Origin of the sequence: Bacillus sp. FSL M8-0071, from assembly GCF_037975455.1 — a bacterium.
Taxonomy (GTDB): domain Bacteria; phylum Bacillota; class Bacilli; order Bacillales; family Bacillaceae; genus Bacillus; species Bacillus subtilis.
In genome coordinates, this window is record NZ_CP150256.1 from 3,662,496 (window position 1) to 3,677,869 (window position 15,374).

Genomic DNA, 15,374 nt, shown 5'->3' on the forward strand with positions numbered 1-15,374 from the left:
AGTTACATGTTAGCGGTGAGAAGTCATCCCTTTTGATTAAAAGAGATGATTCATAACATCTTTTAATGACTTGCTCGCCAGTTCATTTTCCATCGCTCTTTGCACACTTTCAAACGTTTCATCCAGAGCGTTCTGAATTTTTTTCCCTACCGGACATTTCGGATTCGGGTTTTCATGAACCGCAAAGAGTTCTTCTTGCTTTTGGACAGCCCGGTACACTTCTAAAAGAGAAATATCAGCAGGATCTTTTTTGAGGCTTGCACCCGGCACCCCTGCGCGTGATGTGAGAATATCAGCTTTTTTCAGCAGGCTGATCATTCTTCGCACAACTACCGGATTTGTGTTGACACTGTCAGCAATGATTTCTGAAGATGTTTTTTCATCCATCGAGATGAGGGATAAAATATGAATGGCAACAGCAAGACGGCTGTTAATCATGTTTTTTCACCACCGTTGTAACTATAATAGTTACATTTGATTCGTTTGTCAACATCTAATATACACTAAATACACGGGTTTTGTGCACCGTTTTTAGTCAATAGAACGGCCGGATGCACTCCGGCCGCGTCTTATCAAAATAAGAAATATCTTTGTCCAAGTGGGACATAATCGACAGGCTGGCAAGACAATTCCTCCCCGTCAGCAAAGACCTGATAGGTTTTTGGATCAATCTCAATCTTTGGCAAAGCCGAATTCAGCTTCATATCCAGCTTGCTCAGCTTTCTGATATTTTTGACTGGAGAAATCCTTTTTTCCAGCCCTAAGCTTTCTGCCACACCACGCTCTATGCTTGCCTGAGACATAAATGTAATCGAGGTTGAGCGGTTGGCTTTTCCGTAAGAAGCATACATTTGGCGCATGAAAACCGGTTCAGGAGTCGGGATGGACGCGTTCGGATCTCCCATTTGCGCACGTGCAATCATGCCGCCCTTTAAGACCAGTTCCGGTTTCACGCCGAAAAATACCGGGTCCCACAGAACGAGATCAGCAAGCTTCCCTTTTTCCACCGAGCCGACCTCATGGCTGAGCCCGTGCGTAATTGCCGGATTAATCGTGTATTTGGCAATGTACCGTTTTGCGCGCACATTGTCATTCCCGTTTTCACCGGCAAGAGCGCCGCGCTGTTTTTTCATTTTATCGGCTACCTGCCATGTTCGGATGATCACTTCACCGACCCGCCCCATCGCTTGGGAATCCGATGATGTCATGCTGATCGCACCTATATCATGGAGAATATCCTCCGCGGCAATCGTCGCCGCCCTGATTCTGGAATGGCTGAATGCCACATCTTCAGGCACTTTCGCATCTAAATGGTGGCAGACCATCATCATGTCAAGATGCTCATCCATCGTATTAACGGTATAAGGAATGGTTGGCGTTGTAGATGACGGCAGAATGTTCGCGTAAGAGGCCAGCTTCATAATATCCGGAGCGTGGCCGCCGCCTGCCCCTTCAATGTGATAAGTATGAATAACCCGGTCCCCGATCGCGTCGAGCGTGTTTTCCAAAAAGCCCGCTTCGTTAATCGTATCGGTATGGATGGCAACTTGAATATCAGCCTCGTCCACGACTTCCATACACGTTTTAATGGCGCTTGGCGTCGTGCCCCAGTCTTCATGGAGCTTAAGGCCGATGGCGCCTGCTTCCACCTGCTCGATCAGCGGCGCTTTATCGGATGCATTCCCTTTTCCTAAGAAGCCGACATTGATCGGAAACTCCTCGGCCGCTTCCAGCATCCTCGCCATATACCACGCCCCGGACGTACATGTTGTCGCTTTGCTTCCTGTAGCGGGTCCTGTTCCGCCTCCCAAAAGGGTCGTCACACCTGAAGAAAGCGCAACTTCCATCTGCTGAGGACAAATAAAATGAATGTGCGTGTCCACTCCCCCGGCTGTTAAAATTTTGCCTTCACCGGAAATCACCTCTGTCCCCGCTCCGATGACCATGTGTGGATCGACTCCATCCATGATATCAGGATTTCCGCTTTTTCCGACACCGACAATCCGGCCGTCTTTCACACCGACATCCGCTTTGACAATGCCTGTGTAATCCAATAGCACGACGTTGGTGATAACCAAATCCAAAGCGCCGTCCTTCCCTGTGATTCTGCCGTTTTGGCCCATGCCGTCGCGGATTGTTTTTCCGCCGCCAAAGATCATTTCTTCACCATATACTGTGAAATCCCTTTCGACTTCGATCCATAAATCCGTGTCGCCCAATCTGATTTTATCGCCCGTTGTCGGGCCAAACAGTTCCGCATATTCCTCCCGTGACATTTTCATCGGATTACACCCTCCATCCAGCCGGCTTGTTTTAAGTTGGCCAACGTTTTTTCTTTGCCGCGTTCATCGATAAACGTGTCGGCCATTCCGTTCAGCCCTCTAATTGTCTTGCGTCCTCTGATTTCCACTAGTGAGACCGTTTTCTGCTCTCCAGGCTCAAAACGGACCGACGTGCCTGATGGAACATCAAGACGCATGCCGATCGCCAGCTCACGGTCAAATAATAAAGCCCCGTTGGCCTCCGCAAAATGAAAATGCGAACCGACTTGAATGGAGCGTGATCCGGTGTTTTTTACCGTTACCTCCCGTATCTCACGCCCTTCATTAATCGTAATGGTTCCCTCAACAATTTGAAATGCTCCCGGCTTCATGACTTCACCTCCGCAGAAATTGGCTGATGTACCGTAACAAGCTTTACTCCATCCGGAAATGTGGCCTCCACCTGAATGCTGTCAAGCATCTCAGGCACCCCCTCCATCACATCTTTTTCCGTTAATACATGGCGGCCGGCTTCCATCAGCTCTGCTACTCCCTTCCCATCACGTGCGCCTTCCATAATAAAGCAGGTGATATAAGCAGCAGCCTCAGGATAGTTCAGCAGAACGCCCCGCGCCTTTCGCTGTTTGGCTAATTCCCCCGCTGCAAAAATGAGCAATTTTTCTTGTTCAACCGGTGTCAGTTTCATCTGTAGTCCTCCTTCTTTTGTCATATAAAGCAGATGCGGCTACTACGAATTTGCGGAACAGTCAGGCGGGACATCACCTCCCTTTCTTCGAGAATGGGGGTCATACGGAAAGATGCCTTTCAAAGCGGCATGCCGTTTCTTCATCAGCCTTGCCATGGTCAACAACCGTTCCCCTGTCGATTACAGAAAGATAGTCAGCACAGATTAACGCGTTTTCCAGACTGCGCTCGACTAAGATAACAAATGTCTTTTTTTCTGGAAATTTCTATAATAACTTGTCTGACTAGTTCGACAATTAAAATCTGAATTCCTTCCAATTGTTTATTAAGTAAAATATTTTTCAGATTTACCATCAGCGCTCTGGCGATTGCAAGCTGCTGCTGTTGGCCGCCTTTTCGCTTTGAACAAACGTTTGATTAAAATAAATAGCCCCCCTGTTTAGCCGGAAGCAGGCCTATGGAGTGGATGGCCGACTCCATTTCGGCCTAATACAGCGACAATCTGCCCCGGGCGAAGCTAAGGCTGTGCAAAACCATCGATTGATCATAACCAGACGTTATATTCCTGATGGCAGCCCGTTGTTTTGCTCCGCAACCGGAAGCATGGCATGGAGTCCAGTCTGAGGCGCCGTCCTCCACGATACCGAGAACCCGACTATTGCCATTAACTCCGCATCATGGACGGTCAATTCGCTGATCGCCACCGTTCCTCTTAACGAGTGAAGAAATCCGGCCCTCATTGAACGAATCCCCGCTTGTGTCGATATCAACTGTTTTTTCGCACTCCCGTTGCTTCCGACACTTTCTTCGGTGCAGTACATTCCGTCATCAAAACCCCTTTGTTTGATTTCTTCAAATGATGTTATAAAAGTTTACAACTTATGTCATTATTATATAGAAGAGGCCTATTAATTCAAAGAATATTTAAAAAATTTAGTTACATTGACCAAATCAGCTTCTTTTTTTGTTATATTTATTCACATCAGAAAAAGCGAACAAAAAAAGACAAGAAACATTTCGTTTCCTGCCTCTTCCGTACGATTAATCTTTATCTGAAAATTTATCCTTGGCTTTCCCGATATCCTTTTGGATTTCGCCTTTTGCCTTATCTTTTTTGCCTTCAGCCTGCATGTCCGTTTTGTCAGCCATATCTCCGACTTTATCCTTCACTTCTCCTTTGGCTTTATTGAAGCCGCCCTTCATTTTGTCTTTTACACTATCGTTACCCATGTTAATTCTCCCCTCTCAATTATGTGTGTACTTGTTACCTTCCCGATCTGAGAGGCAATAAACATTCTAATGTTATTTATCGATTTCGTAGCGCTCTCCGTAACGGAGCACCTTGTATATCGCCAGCCCGTCTGATGACTTTTTCTCCGAATATCGGACCGGCAGCAGGGCAAAAAACACATAATACGTAGAAAAATAGACAAACTGATAGAAAAACACATTCGGCTTTAATACACTGTGTATAATCAGCAGATTGATTGCAAAAATCGTGATGAGGTTAAACAAGCAGCCCCCTGCATACACGAGTGCATTTGAGAATCGATTGTCAATTTTCAACTCCCCGTACCGGCAAAAAGAATCGATAAAATAAATCGTTCTGAACCGTATGGGTCCAATTTTAAGCAGCGTTTTTCCCATGCCTATATCCAACGATCCCTTTCCGCCAAAAATAAAAGCCATAAAGCTGTGCCCTGAAACATGTATAATCTGTACAAGCGGCAGAACAATGAGGAAAGACCACAGAAACTTCACCATATCATTAAAACCAAACATTGAATTCCCCCTCACATGCATATCTGCATCCCAAAACGGCTTTTGTTCAAAAAACAGTGCTGTAGCGATTTTTCCTGTTCTCCCCGGAAATAAACGTTCCGATGCTCCCCTTTTTTTGCATAAAAAAAACCATCTGCCAGCAGATGGTTTTGTCTCATACTTCATATAAACAATCGTTCCTTTGAATCATCTCTCTCATGCTGACCGCTTTTTCATAAAAATACACCGCTTCTTTATATTGTTCGCGATGACTGAAATAAGAGGCAGCATCTAAAGCAAATTCTTCAATATATACATACAGGCCCTTTTCTTCCATATAATCAAATACTTCTTGAATCATATTCAAATTGACAGATTCCACATATAATGCCTGCAGAAATTTATATTTTGCCAGACTGAAGAAGTCGTTTCGTTTTTGGGCAATGGCAATCCCTTTTTCATAGTACCGTATCGCGGCTTCGCTATCTTGTTTTTTGAAAAGAACGCGAGTCAGGCTGAAGAGCGCTTTTGGAAGCTGTTCCAGCTGATAATCCTCGAAGACAGGAAGCGCTTTTTCAAAGTATTCGGCGGCCTGATCCAGCTCCCCCTTGTCATCATAGCAATTACCAATATTATAAAGGGCTGATCCGATCAAACGGGGCTGTCCTTCCAATAAAGCAAGGCGATACGCGTCATCTAAATGTTCAAGCGCTTTTTCATAATTTCTGTAGTCAATGTAGTTTCCTGATATGACGAAATGGCATTGAATTCTTCTGACTCTGTAAAAATCGTGAGCCTTATACGTCTCCAGCGCCTGTACAGCATGGTTCATGGAAAAGTGCGTCTGCTTCATAATATAAAAGACTTCCGCCACTTTAAAATGAAATTCCGCTCTTTCAATTTCATCTTCTACAAACGCAAGCATCTTCTCAGCTTTCCGATAAAAGGATATAGCCGAGATGTAATTGTTCTGTTCAAATTCGTACATTCCTCTAAACAAGTGAAAATAATACTCAGATAATCCGGAGATGCTGTCCTGATTGCTTTCCAGCGTTTTGATCAATTCACGATATTGAAGCTGAGATTCCTCGTGCAGGTCAGGCTTTACATAATCCAGCATAATTTGGTGCCGGTAGCTGATCAGCTGATAATACAGGAGAAGCAGCTGATCCTCTTCCATCTGTTCGATATCTAGATCAATTTCTTCTTTCAGCTTTACGGCATCAGCCACTTGAAATGCTAAAATGTGCTTATACCACTTATTGATTTTCACTCCTACTTGAGATGACGGGATCTCGTACGCGGCCATGCCCCTCCAACCCTTTCTATTTTCTAATTGGTTATATTTTATCATAATGTATGGCTTTGGAATTAAATTTTCTTACAATGATTCCTTCTTTATGCCTATCCTTATATATTTCGGTTTTTCTACGTATTTTTTGCACTCGGATTCTAATAAAAAAGCTTACCGGACAGTGCCGATAAGCTTTTGACTTCAAATTAACCGCCAATATAAGACATTTCCACTTTCTTTTTGCCAGATGCTTTTGATAGCGTACGATCGACTGAATACTGATCGATCCGATTTTTCCATACTGTCCCGATCATTTCTGATAGTTCGTCATCACTTAATTCCTGGCGAACCGGAGCTCTGAGGTCAAATCCGCTTGAAGCGAATAAGCAGGTAAACAGCTCTCCTCTCGCAGAAAGACGGGCTCTGTTGCAAGATCCGCAGAATGCATCAGATACAGATGATATGACGCCAATTTCTCCGGAGCCGTCCAAGTAGCGGAATCTGGAAGCCACTTCGCCTATATAATTAGGCGCTATCGGCTCAACCGGCATGTGTTTATTGATCAAATCTATGATTTCCGCCTTTGTCATGACGTCTTTCTTTTCCCATTGGTTGGTGTTGCCTACGTCCATAAATTCAATGAATCTCAGGATATGCCCTTTTTCTTTAAAATAACGGGCCATAGGCAGTATATCTTTTTCATTGACGCCTTTTTGAACGACCATATTGATTTTAACACCGAGCCCCGCTTGCTTCGCCGCTTCAATGCCTTCCAGCACCTTGCTGACAGAAACACCGCGCCCGTTTATCTTCTTAAAACGCTCGTCTTCTAAAGAATCAAGGCTGATCGTAACCCTTTTCAGCCCAGCCTCCTTGAGCCTCTTAGCATAAACAGGCAGCAGTGATCCGTTTGTCGTCATCGCGATGTCACGAATACCCGGTATGCGGGCCAGTTTTTTGATTAATTCCGGCATATCCTTTCTCATGAGGGGCTCTCCGCCGGTCAAGCGGATTTTTTCAACGCCAAATCTTGTGACAAACAATGTCGCAAGCCGTTCCAGCTCCTCAAATGAAAGCAGCTCCTCTTTCTTTAAAAAAGGATAATCCGGGCCGAATAATTCGGCGGGCATACAGTACGTGCATCGGAAGTTGCAGCGGTCTGTAACAGAAATGCGAAGGTCTCTCAGCGGTCTGTTTCTTTTATCCAACATCTGACGCGACTCTGTAATCATAGCTACAGCCCCTTCCTACTCCCTGATTCTCTCAGGGTGTGTATATACATTAAATGATCCGTTTCTGACAAATCCAATCGCTGTGATATTCAATTCTTCAGCCATTTGAATCGCAAGCTCCGTCGGGGCCGATTTGGAAATGACAATCGACACGCCGATTTTGGCCGCTTTTAACAGGACCTCTGATGAGATTCTGCCGCTGAACACAATCAGTTTGTCGCGTACGGACATCCCGTTTAGAAGGCAGTGTCCGTATAGTTTATCAAGTGCGTTGTGCCGACCGATATCGGTGCGCATCAACAGAAGCTTCTCTGTGTCGCAAAGCGCCGCATTATGGACGCCTCCCGTATCCTGAAACGTCCCGCTCCCTTGCTGCATGTCTTTCATAAGCGCCAGACATGCCTCAGGCGATATCTTGATTTGGCTGACAGCCGTCTTGGCTGTTTTGACATCCTGCTGAAAATAAAAATGACGGCCCTTTCCGCAGCATGAGCCGATCACCCGTTTCGTATAATCCTTTTGATCCAATGTCTCAGGGTGAACGAGGTCGACATATACAAAACCGAGACTTTCATCTATTGTAAACCTTTTAATTTCTTTTTGAAATCGTATAACACCCTCTGATGCGAGAAATCCGATGACAAGCTCTTCGATATGCTCAGGCGTACAAACGAGCGTCACAAATTCACTGCCATTCAGTATCACTGTCAAAGGGAATTCCGTCACCATCCGGTCTTCTACTTTGCTTATTTCCCCTTGTTCATAGCGCCATACATCCCTGACCGCAGTTACTTTATCGTTCAATGTCTCTTCCCCTCCGCAATGTTCCTGCCTTTATATTTTTTCACACTCCTCGGATTTTGTCGAATTCTGAGACACAAAAAGAGCCCTCTATATAAAGGGCTTTCACAGGATGTGATGACGGCGGTGTTTAGGCAGGGCGCCTAAGCATTTAGCCGCCGTTCCTTTTACCAATGTGCATTGACAACGAACGCGGGGTTTGTCGACACGCTGAGAGCCCTCTATATAAAGGACTCTATGTTTGATTATGCTGATTCTTTTTCAGAACCGTAAACAGCACAATAGCTGCGATCAAGGTGAGAATGCTGACAAAAAAGAAGGCTGCCAGTTTTAGAAGAACACCAAGCAATATGAATGCAACGGTGGCTATAAGAAAAATCATTCCGAATAATTTCATATGTTCAACCCCTTTTTAGGGTATCATTCCCGCCCAAACTGTTTTTAAACCAATAAAAAAAGGCGCCTGGGGGAGCGCCTGATCTTTAGGTTCCTTACTCAGTAAATTTTTGTGCTTCTTTTTCCCAAGCCTGTTCGAACTCATCCGCACTGTTCGCTGAAATATATTCTCCACCGCCAGCGACAGCTGCTTGTTTCATCTCTTCATTACCCTTGACATCAAAGTTGAAGCCAATGATGTTTACAATCGTATCCACATTTGATGCACGGAGCTTTTCGATTTCTGCCGCAGGGTCTCCGCCGCACGTTTCTTCACCGTCAGTGATTAAATACACCACGTTTTTCCCGTCTGCGTCAAATGCTTCAAATTCTTTTCTTGTGTCTGCAAGTGCTTTGGCAATCGGTGTCCATCCAGTCGGCTTGAGCTCACTCAATGAATTGTCAAACAGAGACCCTTCATATGGATGAAGGCCGTAAATGGTTTCCGTCGTACTGCACGAAAGGGCTTTACCGGACAGTTTATTGTTCCCTGCATGCCCGAAAACGCGAAGCATAAGATTTGTATCCTTCGGAAGAAGTTCGGCAAAAGATTTTACTGATTTTTTGGCAATGTCTATTTTGCGCTCTCCTCCTGTTTTTTGAACCATGCTTCCGCTTCCGTCAAACAAAACAGCTACATTTGTATCAGCCTGTTTCTCAGCGGCAAAAGACGGGGAGGCAATGGAAACAGTCAACAATCCAATGATACCGGCAGCCAGCAATTTTTTCATATGATTACTTCCTTTCTTTTTCATATTTTCCAACTATATGTTGGATTCTTCTTTATGCTAGAATACGAAAATGCAAAAAGATATAGGACATGCTGCCTTTTGTGCTGCTTTCACGATCTGTCCAAAATCGCTTGAAATGCCGTTCATTTTTAGCCATTTCCGCCCAGAAAGCATAAACAGCTTGTGTGATCATTCATTCTTTTTTCGCCTTGATTATGACAGAAAAACGGAAATCTGCTACTATGCTACAGGCAGACAGCTAATTAGTTTTGAAGTTTTTGTTACATACAAAAAGAGGCTGACCATCACCAGCCTCTTTTTTCTTATTTAGATAACATTAGTGATTGCTGAGTGAAAATTTTCTCAACATCTTTTTGGGTATAAGCCGGGAAGTATTCACCGCCGCCTACTTTCGCAATTGCGTTCAGCTGGCCTTTGTATCCCTCTTTATAATCAAAGCCGATCACATTAACAGTGATATTGTCTTTTTGCAGTTCCTTTGCTGTTTTAATCGGGTTTCCTCCGCACGTTTCCTCACCGTCTGTCAACAGATACACCACTTTTTCCCCTTTTGCATCAAGCTGGTCAAAAGAAGATTTCGCCTCGTTCAGCGCTTTGGCAATTGGCGTCCAGCCAGTCGGCCCAATTGTATTGAGAGAATTGAGGAAGCTTTGCTCGTTAAAGCTTTGGAAGCCGTATACGTTGCGAATGGCTTCGCATGACTGAACTTTTCCGGAATTTTTATTGTTTCCTTCAGAGCCAAACACGCTCATTTTCACCTGAGTTCCTTCTGGCAATGAGCTCGCAAACTTTGAAATTTCTTTTTTGGCTGAATTAAATTTAGATACACCATCTATTCTTTTCGCCATACTTCCGCTGGCATCAAGCAAGACCGCCACGTTCGCCGGCGCTTTAGCCTCCGTTTCTGACTTTTCAGCTGCAAAAGCAGGTGAAGTTAATCCAAAAAGCAATCCTGTCATCATGATCAGTGAAAATCTTTTCTTCATGTTCGTACCCCTTTACCAATTTGTTTCTGCGTGCAGATGTTCAACGCTGAACATAATCTATCGTAATCAACAAAAACCGAGAAATAAATAGGGCGGGCTTCCCCATTGCTGTTGTTTACTTTTGCATAGAAACCTATGTTTTTATTAGTGATTTCCACCTAACGCCCCTATGAAAAGAGAAGATTGTCCGCCTTTCGGCTTTCGTTATATGAGTCTGTCGAAGTCTGTCGACAAATGTGGATGACTTTACCACAATCTCAAAGCCTGAAATCAGGAAAAAAGGACTGATCCTTAAAGACAATCAGAAGCTCCTCTAAACCGTTTCAGCTGCTCTTAGATAAAAGATATTCAGGAACAGAAAAGACGCCCAATGAGCGTCTTTTTCTACTTTTTCGCCATATATTTATTCAAAAACGAATCTGCCTCAGAAATTTGTGTGCCTTGGTAATAATACTTTACAATGTCATCAACCGTTTTGCCTTCTTTCGCCATAAAATTCGCTCCGTATTGGCTCATCCCCACACCGTGGCCAAATCCTCTCGTCGTGACTGTAATTGTGTCTCCATTTCGCTTCCATTCAAAATCTGCGGAGTTGAGACCCAGCTTTTCACGTATGTCTCTTCCTTTCAGCGTCTTGCCGTTAATGACGGCAGTTGCAACCTGGTGGCCCGGTGTCTCGCCGGTAATCTTCCCTACTGCGCTAGATCCATCCAGCTTGACGCCAAGCTTTTGCTGAAATTCTGCCGCTGTAAAGGTTTTCGTTGCCTTATATTTCGGAGACTTTTTATCCCATGGGCTTTTGACGCTTTTTAAATATGGGATAGCACTTGTCCAATATGCTTCTGCATTCTCTGTGTAGCCGTTGCTTGTGGAGAAAAAGGAGGCTTCAATCGGCTGGTTGTTGTACGTTAAGATTTTGCCTTGCGTACTGGCTACCGCAGCTGTGATTTTCTTCAGTTTTGTCTCATAGCTTGTGCCCCACTGTTTTTTCAGCTCCGCTTTGTTTTTATACACCTGGAACATCTGTGTATCATCCACCAGTGAGCCTTTAGGAGCCTCAACCGCTGAATTTGACACCATCAGTCTGACAATAAATGTTCTGGCGGCGAGGGCCTGGGCTTTCAGTGCTTCAGATTCAAAGGTTGCCGGCATTTCGGAGGCGACGACTCCAATCACATACTCTTCAAGCGGAATGTCTTCTACGGATTGATTTGCGGTTCGATAGACGGGAATAGAAACAGGTGAAGCTTTCAATGTTTCTGCTCCTTTCGATGCTGGTTTCGTGCTGACTGCTGTCTTTTCTGATTCTACGCTGGCCCCCGCTTCCTTATTATGCTGGAATGGTATAACCAAGAGTGTGGGAACCAAGAGAATCAATGCACATAGTACGGATAGTGTGATTGCGAATTGTTTCATATTCAGCTGCCTCCTGCTCGGGATTCGACTCTAGTCTAGTCTATGGGCAGGGACAAGCTAATATGACTCTCGTTTTGGACAGAAACTTTATTTGTCATTTACGTATTCTTTTTTGCTATTTTGCGCATAATGATGATAATACACAAAAAATAAAAAACCAGTATGCCAGAGTGACATACTGATTTTCAAGTAAGTTTATGCATTTAAGTCAGAAACGACTTCTTTATTCTCTTGCTCAGAAGCAGACTCATCATTTACACGTTCGATGTCTGCGCCCAGAGCGGCAAGCTTCTGATGGAAATCAACGTAACCGCGGTCTAAGTGCTTCAATTCAGTAACACGTGTGTGACCTTCAGCCACTAACCCCGCAAGAATCAGCGCTGCACCTGCACGCAAATCAGTCGCTGCAACTTCAGCTCCCTGAAGCTGTACAGGACCGTTAATGATGACAGAACGTCCTTCAATCTTGATATCACCATTCATACGGCGGAATTCTTCCGCATGCATAAAACGGTTTTCAAAAACGGTTTCTGTAATCATGCTTGTGCCGCTTGCACGAAGCAGAAGCGCCATCATTTGTGACTGCATATCAGTCGGGAAGCCTGGGTGAGGCATTGTTTTGATGTCAATCGGTTTAAGTTCTTTCGGGCCGATGACACGCAGGCCTTCACCTTCATCCTTAATTGTTACACCCATCTCTTCCATTTTTGCAATTAAAGAGGTGAGGTGCTCAGGAACCGCTCCTTTTACTAATACGTTTCCTTCAGTGATTGCAGCAGCAACCATAAATGTGCCCGCTTCAATACGGTCAGGAATAATATGGTGTTTTACGCCGTGAAGCTTTTCGACTCCTTCAATTTTGATGGTGCCGGTGCCAGCTCCGCGGATTTTTCCGCCCATGCCGTTGATATAGTTTGCTAAATCAACGATTTCGGGTTCTTTTGCCACGTTTTCCAGCGTTGTTGTTCCTTCAGCTAGAGCGGCTGCCATAATCAGGTTCTCTGTAGCTCCTACACTTGGGAAGTCCAGATAAATTTTTGCGCCTTGCAGTCGGCCTTTTACTTCCGCTTCAATGAAGCCATTACCGACTTTGATTTCTGCGCCCATTGCTTCAAAACCTTTTAAATGCTGATCAATCGGTCTGGAACCAATTGCGCATCCGCCCGGAAGTGCAACTCTTGCATGACCTGTACGCGCAAGAAGCGGCCCCATGACAAGCACAGACGCACGCATTTTACGAACATATTCAAAAGGTGCTTCAGTTTGCAAAGCGTATGAAGCATTTACAGTCACTTCATTATTTTCAAAATGCACATCTGCTCCTAAATGACGCAACACTTCGTTAATTGTATATACATCGGAGAGCGTAGGTACATCACAAATTACGCTTTTTTCTTCACTTGCTAATAAAGATGCAGCGATAACAGGTAAAACGGCATTTTTAGCGCCTTCAACTTTGACTGTGCCGTTTAACTTCTGACCGCCGCGGACGATGATTTTTTCCAAGGTATTCCCCTCCGCGTCCCTAAATTCTCTATATTAATATTCAGTCGTAACGATTGGTGTGCCAACCGTAACGGTATGTTTTCCGCCCATTCCTGCACTTCTAAGTGCAATTTGCAAATTCATTTTATGTTTCGAGGTCATAATGTACTCTTCCCACTCATCTGTAAACGCAGAAATAGAAACGAAATTTGGCTCAACTACATGTTCTACTGATCTTGCTTGAAATTCATTTAATAACTGATTTGCTTTTTTTTGCAAAACAATATTCATATTATCATCTAAGTGACCATTTAGACAAGTAAAAATAACTACTTTTTCTTGGAATATCCCAAGTGTCTCCCGTTCAAACTGTTCATATGTATCATTCCAGCTATCCGGTGTCTCTAGACTCATTTGCTCATATAATAAATACGAAGTTGGATTGTGTTTTTTGAGGGTTGTGACAAGCTGCAGTCTAAAAGAAGTGCGATTTTTTTTGTCAGTATATGTGCCAATTGCCTTTACGACTTTATCTTCCTGTGCAATCGTCCAATCATATTGACGATACTCTGATTTTAAACGTTGCACTTTTTGATAAAATTCTTTTTCGGTCAGTGACATGTTTTGTTTTGCATGCAATGTCCACTTATCTATTAGCACATCTTGGCGTTCCATCCCCTCTGCCATCTGTGCTAACGGCGTTAATTCACTCGCATGAATGGTATGGAAAACAGCAATGACGAAGCTTAACATGACGGAAATGATAATAGAGTGGCTTACTTGTTTTTTCTTCATGTTCATCTCTCCCCCTTATCCCCAGTTTTACCGGAGGCAAGAGGCGCCATACGTAAAAATCTTCGTCAAAACTCGAGCTATTCGCCTCAACCCGCTTCTCCCAACCATTTAATGATAATAATGTTCAAAACCTATTAAAATAGATAGGGAAGCTGCTGTGAATAATTGAGGTAATCTAAAAAGAAATTGGCAACGGCCGTTCCAATGGCGATTGTCAGCAAAATCATCAGGAGTCTTGCCTGCACGACTTTGCCTTTTTTTATTAACGGATCTATATTGACGGCTTGCAACGCCCACCAAGTCACTGCTATAAAAATCAGGTGAACGACAATGCCGATTGCAGCCTGCTGTCCCAATACACTCATCTATTACACTCCTTTCTCTGCGTTCATACCCTTTCTTATTATATAAGAAGCACAGATAAAGATGATACATTTTATACAGAACGGAATAATCACCCAAATCTAGGGCTAATCCCCGCTTAAAGTGCGATTCTTTTACATGGTATACTTTATTGGAAAGGAGCTGGCAAATGTGAATCATTCTTTTTTTCAGCCTGAAAAGCAATATGGTGAGGACCTGCCAATTTTTGATCAGGAATGGGAAGCAATTGCATTCTATTATGATTATAGACAGTCACAGATTGAAGAACTGAATGAATTGTGTCAGTTTTTTAACATTTCTCTTACCTATACGAGAGAAAGCCTTGAAGAGCTTGAAAACCTCTATTTTCAAAGTATACAAGAACTTTTGCTTGCTGATTGGAATCTTCCTATTGAAGAATTCGAGAAAATGATCAGTGTTTATCTTATAGATTGCGTGATTGCCCGCCATGAAGATGCTGAATGGGTTGTAAAACCTTATCCCTATAAAGACGGCGCTTATACACTTGGCTTTAGAAGACATCGCAAATCGTGGCATACAATGAATGCCTGTGATGGTTTATACCTGCGCCAAAAAGAGGATCGCCCGCTGCTGTCGCTGTTTGATTCTCTTGTTCGTTCATAAAAAAATCCTTCTCATAAAGAGAAGGATTTTTTCTTATTTCCCTGCTACATCCAATCTGTTCAAAGCCCGCTGTAATGCAAGCTCAGCCCGACGAATGTCAGTATCATCTGATTGAGTATTCAAACGCTCCTGCGCCCGCTGGCGTGCAGCTTCAGCGCGCTCTTTATCGATGCCTTCTGCTGTCTCGGCAGCCTGGGCAAGGATGGTGACCTGATCAGGACGGACTTCGACAAATCCGCCGCTGACGGCAACCATTTCAGTCTGCCCGTCTTTTTTCAGACGGACAGCGCCGATTTTAAGAGGAGCCACGGTTGGAATATGGCCTGGCAAAATACCGAGATCGCCGCTTTCGGCTCTCACACTCACCATTTCGATATCCGCATCGTATACTGGGCCGTCGGGAGTAACGATATTGACTTTAACGGTCTTCATGCTTTTACCCT

At 44.0% G+C, this 15,374-nt stretch carries 21 protein-coding genes; 1 reads left to right on the top strand and 20 read right to left on the bottom strand.

What is annotated here, in order from left to right; all coding sequences use genetic code 11:
- Window positions 1–36: 36 nt before the first annotated feature.
- The 19 genes from MKX71_RS18890 to MKX71_RS18980 all read right to left on the bottom strand — a co-directional run bounded on the left by MKX71_RS18890 (window position 37) and on the right by MKX71_RS18980 (window position 14,288).
- Entirely contained in the window at window positions 37–438 is a 402-nt protein-coding gene (locus MKX71_RS18890) for an Rrf2 family transcriptional regulator (RefSeq protein WP_003227734.1), read from the bottom strand.
- 134 nt (window positions 439–572) lie between these two features.
- Window positions 573–2,282, bottom strand: a complete 1,710-nt coding sequence (ureC, locus tag MKX71_RS18895) for an urease subunit alpha (protein WP_049140963.1) — start codon at window positions 2,280–2,282, stop codon at window positions 573–575.
- On the bottom strand, window positions 2,279–2,653 hold the full coding sequence (gene ureB / locus MKX71_RS18900; protein ID WP_041850426.1) for an urease subunit beta: 375 nt from the start codon (window positions 2,651–2,653) through the stop codon (window positions 2,279–2,281). The genes ureC and ureB overlap by 4 nt, the downstream gene beginning before the upstream one ends.
- Entirely contained in the window at window positions 2,650–2,967 is a 318-nt protein-coding gene (ureA, locus tag MKX71_RS18905) for an urease subunit gamma (protein ID WP_003227724.1), read from the bottom strand. The genes ureB and ureA overlap by 4 nt, the downstream gene beginning before the upstream one ends.
- A gap of 194 nt (window positions 2,968–3,161) precedes the next feature.
- Entirely contained in the window at window positions 3,162–3,320 is a 159-nt protein-coding gene (locus tag MKX71_RS18910) for a hypothetical protein (protein ID WP_120363539.1), read from the bottom strand.
- Window positions 3,321–3,523: 203 nt separating this feature from the next.
- Window positions 3,524–3,787, bottom strand: a complete 264-nt coding sequence (locus MKX71_RS18915) for an ABC transporter (protein WP_231573524.1) — start codon at window positions 3,785–3,787, stop codon at window positions 3,524–3,526.
- A gap of 220 nt (window positions 3,788–4,007) precedes the next feature.
- On the bottom strand, window positions 4,008–4,196 hold the full coding sequence (gene csbD, locus MKX71_RS18920) for a stress response protein CsbD (protein ID WP_015251021.1): 189 nt from the start codon (window positions 4,194–4,196) through the stop codon (window positions 4,008–4,010).
- Between the two features lie 72 nt (window positions 4,197–4,268).
- Window positions 4,269–4,748, bottom strand: a complete 480-nt coding sequence (locus MKX71_RS18925) for a hypothetical protein (RefSeq protein ID WP_003244390.1) — start codon at window positions 4,746–4,748, stop codon at window positions 4,269–4,271.
- A gap of 154 nt (window positions 4,749–4,902) precedes the next feature.
- The gene (gene rapB, locus MKX71_RS18930) at window positions 4,903–6,036 is read right to left on the bottom strand and encodes a response regulator aspartate phosphatase RapB (RefSeq protein ID WP_003227715.1); all 1,134 of its coding nucleotides are present in this window, start codon (window positions 6,034–6,036) and stop codon (window positions 4,903–4,905) included.
- A 191-nt stretch (window positions 6,037–6,227) separates the two neighbouring features.
- Window positions 6,228–7,253: a GTP 3',8-cyclase MoaA gene (gene moaA / locus MKX71_RS18935; RefSeq protein WP_003243488.1), complete on the bottom strand. Its 1,026-nt coding sequence runs from the start codon at window positions 7,251–7,253 to the stop codon at window positions 6,228–6,230.
- Window positions 7,254–7,268: 15 nt separating this feature from the next.
- Window positions 7,269–8,057: a formate dehydrogenase accessory sulfurtransferase FdhD gene (gene fdhD / locus MKX71_RS18940; protein ID WP_003227709.1), complete on the bottom strand. Its 789-nt coding sequence runs from the start codon at window positions 8,055–8,057 to the stop codon at window positions 7,269–7,271.
- A 232-nt stretch (window positions 8,058–8,289) separates the two neighbouring features.
- Window positions 8,290–8,451 carry a hypothetical protein gene (locus tag MKX71_RS18945; protein ID WP_003227706.1) on the bottom strand — a complete coding sequence of 54 codons (162 nt, stop codon included), beginning with the start codon at window positions 8,449–8,451 and terminating at the stop codon, window positions 8,290–8,292.
- A 94-nt stretch (window positions 8,452–8,545) separates the two neighbouring features.
- The gene (locus MKX71_RS18950; protein ID WP_003243553.1) at window positions 8,546–9,220 is read right to left on the bottom strand and encodes a VWA domain-containing protein; all 675 of its coding nucleotides are present in this window, start codon (window positions 9,218–9,220) and stop codon (window positions 8,546–8,548) included.
- A gap of 52 nt (window positions 9,221–9,272) precedes the next feature.
- Window positions 9,273–9,413 (bottom strand): hypothetical protein, encoded by a 141-nt coding sequence (locus MKX71_RS18955; RefSeq protein ID WP_003227702.1) that lies wholly within the window; start codon window positions 9,411–9,413, stop codon window positions 9,273–9,275.
- Window positions 9,414–9,543: 130 nt separating this feature from the next.
- The gene (locus MKX71_RS18960) at window positions 9,544–10,227 is read right to left on the bottom strand and encodes a VWA domain-containing protein (protein WP_014478248.1); all 684 of its coding nucleotides are present in this window, start codon (window positions 10,225–10,227) and stop codon (window positions 9,544–9,546) included.
- Window positions 10,228–10,611: 384 nt separating this feature from the next.
- On the bottom strand, window positions 10,612–11,643 hold the full coding sequence (gene spoIID, locus MKX71_RS18965; RefSeq protein WP_029318715.1) for a stage II sporulation protein D: 1,032 nt from the start codon (window positions 11,641–11,643) through the stop codon (window positions 10,612–10,614).
- 195 nt (window positions 11,644–11,838) lie between these two features.
- Window positions 11,839–13,149 carry a UDP-N-acetylglucosamine 1-carboxyvinyltransferase gene (gene murA / locus MKX71_RS18970; RefSeq protein WP_003227695.1) on the bottom strand — a complete coding sequence of 437 codons (1,311 nt, stop codon included), beginning with the start codon at window positions 13,147–13,149 and terminating at the stop codon, window positions 11,839–11,841.
- Between the two features lie 33 nt (window positions 13,150–13,182).
- Window positions 13,183–13,923: a YwmB family TATA-box binding protein gene (locus MKX71_RS18975; RefSeq protein WP_015251017.1), complete on the bottom strand. Its 741-nt coding sequence runs from the start codon at window positions 13,921–13,923 to the stop codon at window positions 13,183–13,185.
- A 134-nt stretch (window positions 13,924–14,057) separates the two neighbouring features.
- Window positions 14,058–14,288, bottom strand: a complete 231-nt coding sequence (locus MKX71_RS18980; RefSeq protein ID WP_003227691.1) for a DUF1146 family protein — start codon at window positions 14,286–14,288, stop codon at window positions 14,058–14,060.
- A gap of 169 nt (window positions 14,289–14,457) precedes the next feature.
- Between MKX71_RS18980 and MKX71_RS18985 the strand changes: the two genes are divergently transcribed.
- Window positions 14,458–14,931: a hypothetical protein gene (locus tag MKX71_RS18985; protein WP_043940215.1), complete on the top strand. Its 474-nt coding sequence runs from the start codon at window positions 14,458–14,460 to the stop codon at window positions 14,929–14,931.
- A 33-nt stretch (window positions 14,932–14,964) separates the two neighbouring features.
- Here MKX71_RS18985 and MKX71_RS18990 read toward each other — a convergent pair whose 3' ends face one another.
- A complete protein-coding gene (locus MKX71_RS18990) occupies window positions 14,965–15,363 on the bottom strand; it encodes a F0F1 ATP synthase subunit epsilon (protein ID WP_021480810.1) in 399 nt (132 codons plus the stop codon).
- Window positions 15,364–15,374 lie beyond the last annotated feature (11 nt).

Excerpts from the sequence above, each read along its gene's own strand:
- MKX71_RS18890 (WP_003227734.1), bottom strand. The coding sequence starts at position 438 with ATGATTAACAGCCGTCTTGCTGTTGCCATTCATATTTTATCCCTCATC.
- ureC (WP_049140963.1), bottom strand. The coding sequence starts at position 2,282 with ATGAAAATGTCACGGGAGGAATATGCGGAACTGTTTGGCCCGACAACG.
- ureB (WP_041850426.1), bottom strand. The coding sequence starts at position 2,653 with ATGAAGCCGGGAGCATTTCAAATTGTTGAGGGAACCATTACGATTAAT.
- ureA (WP_003227724.1), bottom strand. The coding sequence starts at position 2,967 with ATGAAACTGACACCGGTTGAACAAGAAAAATTGCTCATTTTTGCAGCG.
- MKX71_RS18910 (WP_120363539.1), bottom strand. The coding sequence starts at position 3,320 with ATGGTAAATCTGAAAAATATTTTACTTAATAAACAATTGGAAGGAATT.
- MKX71_RS18915 (WP_231573524.1), bottom strand. The coding sequence starts at position 3,787 with ATGTACTGCACCGAAGAAAGTGTCGGAAGCAACGGGAGTGCGAAAAAA.
- csbD (WP_015251021.1), bottom strand. The coding sequence starts at position 4,196 with ATGGGTAACGATAGTGTAAAAGACAAAATGAAGGGCGGCTTCAATAAA.
- MKX71_RS18925 (WP_003244390.1), bottom strand. The coding sequence starts at position 4,748 with ATGTTTGGTTTTAATGATATGGTGAAGTTTCTGTGGTCTTTCCTCATT.
- rapB (WP_003227715.1), bottom strand. The coding sequence starts at position 6,036 with ATGGCCGCGTACGAGATCCCGTCATCTCAAGTAGGAGTGAAAATCAAT.
- moaA (WP_003243488.1), bottom strand. The coding sequence starts at position 7,253 with ATGATTACAGAGTCGCGTCAGATGTTGGATAAAAGAAACAGACCGCTG.
- MKX71_RS18945 (WP_003227706.1), bottom strand. The coding sequence starts at position 8,451 with ATGAAATTATTCGGAATGATTTTTCTTATAGCCACCGTTGCATTCATA.
- MKX71_RS18950 (WP_003243553.1), bottom strand. The coding sequence starts at position 9,220 with ATGAAAAAATTGCTGGCTGCCGGTATCATTGGATTGTTGACTGTTTCC.
- MKX71_RS18955 (WP_003227702.1), bottom strand. The coding sequence starts at position 9,413 with ATGATCACACAAGCTGTTTATGCTTTCTGGGCGGAAATGGCTAAAAAT.
- MKX71_RS18960 (WP_014478248.1), bottom strand. The coding sequence starts at position 10,227 with ATGAAGAAAAGATTTTCACTGATCATGATGACAGGATTGCTTTTTGGA.
- spoIID (WP_029318715.1), bottom strand. The coding sequence starts at position 11,643 with ATGAAACAATTCGCAATCACACTATCCGTACTATGTGCATTGATTCTC.
- MKX71_RS18975 (WP_015251017.1), bottom strand. The coding sequence starts at position 13,923 with ATGAAGAAAAAACAAGTAAGCCACTCTATTATCATTTCCGTCATGTTA.
- MKX71_RS18980 (WP_003227691.1), bottom strand. The coding sequence starts at position 14,288 with ATGAGTGTATTGGGACAGCAGGCTGCAATCGGCATTGTCGTTCACCTG.
- MKX71_RS18990 (WP_021480810.1), bottom strand. The coding sequence starts at position 15,363 with ATGAAGACCGTTAAAGTCAATATCGTTACTCCCGACGGCCCAGTATAC.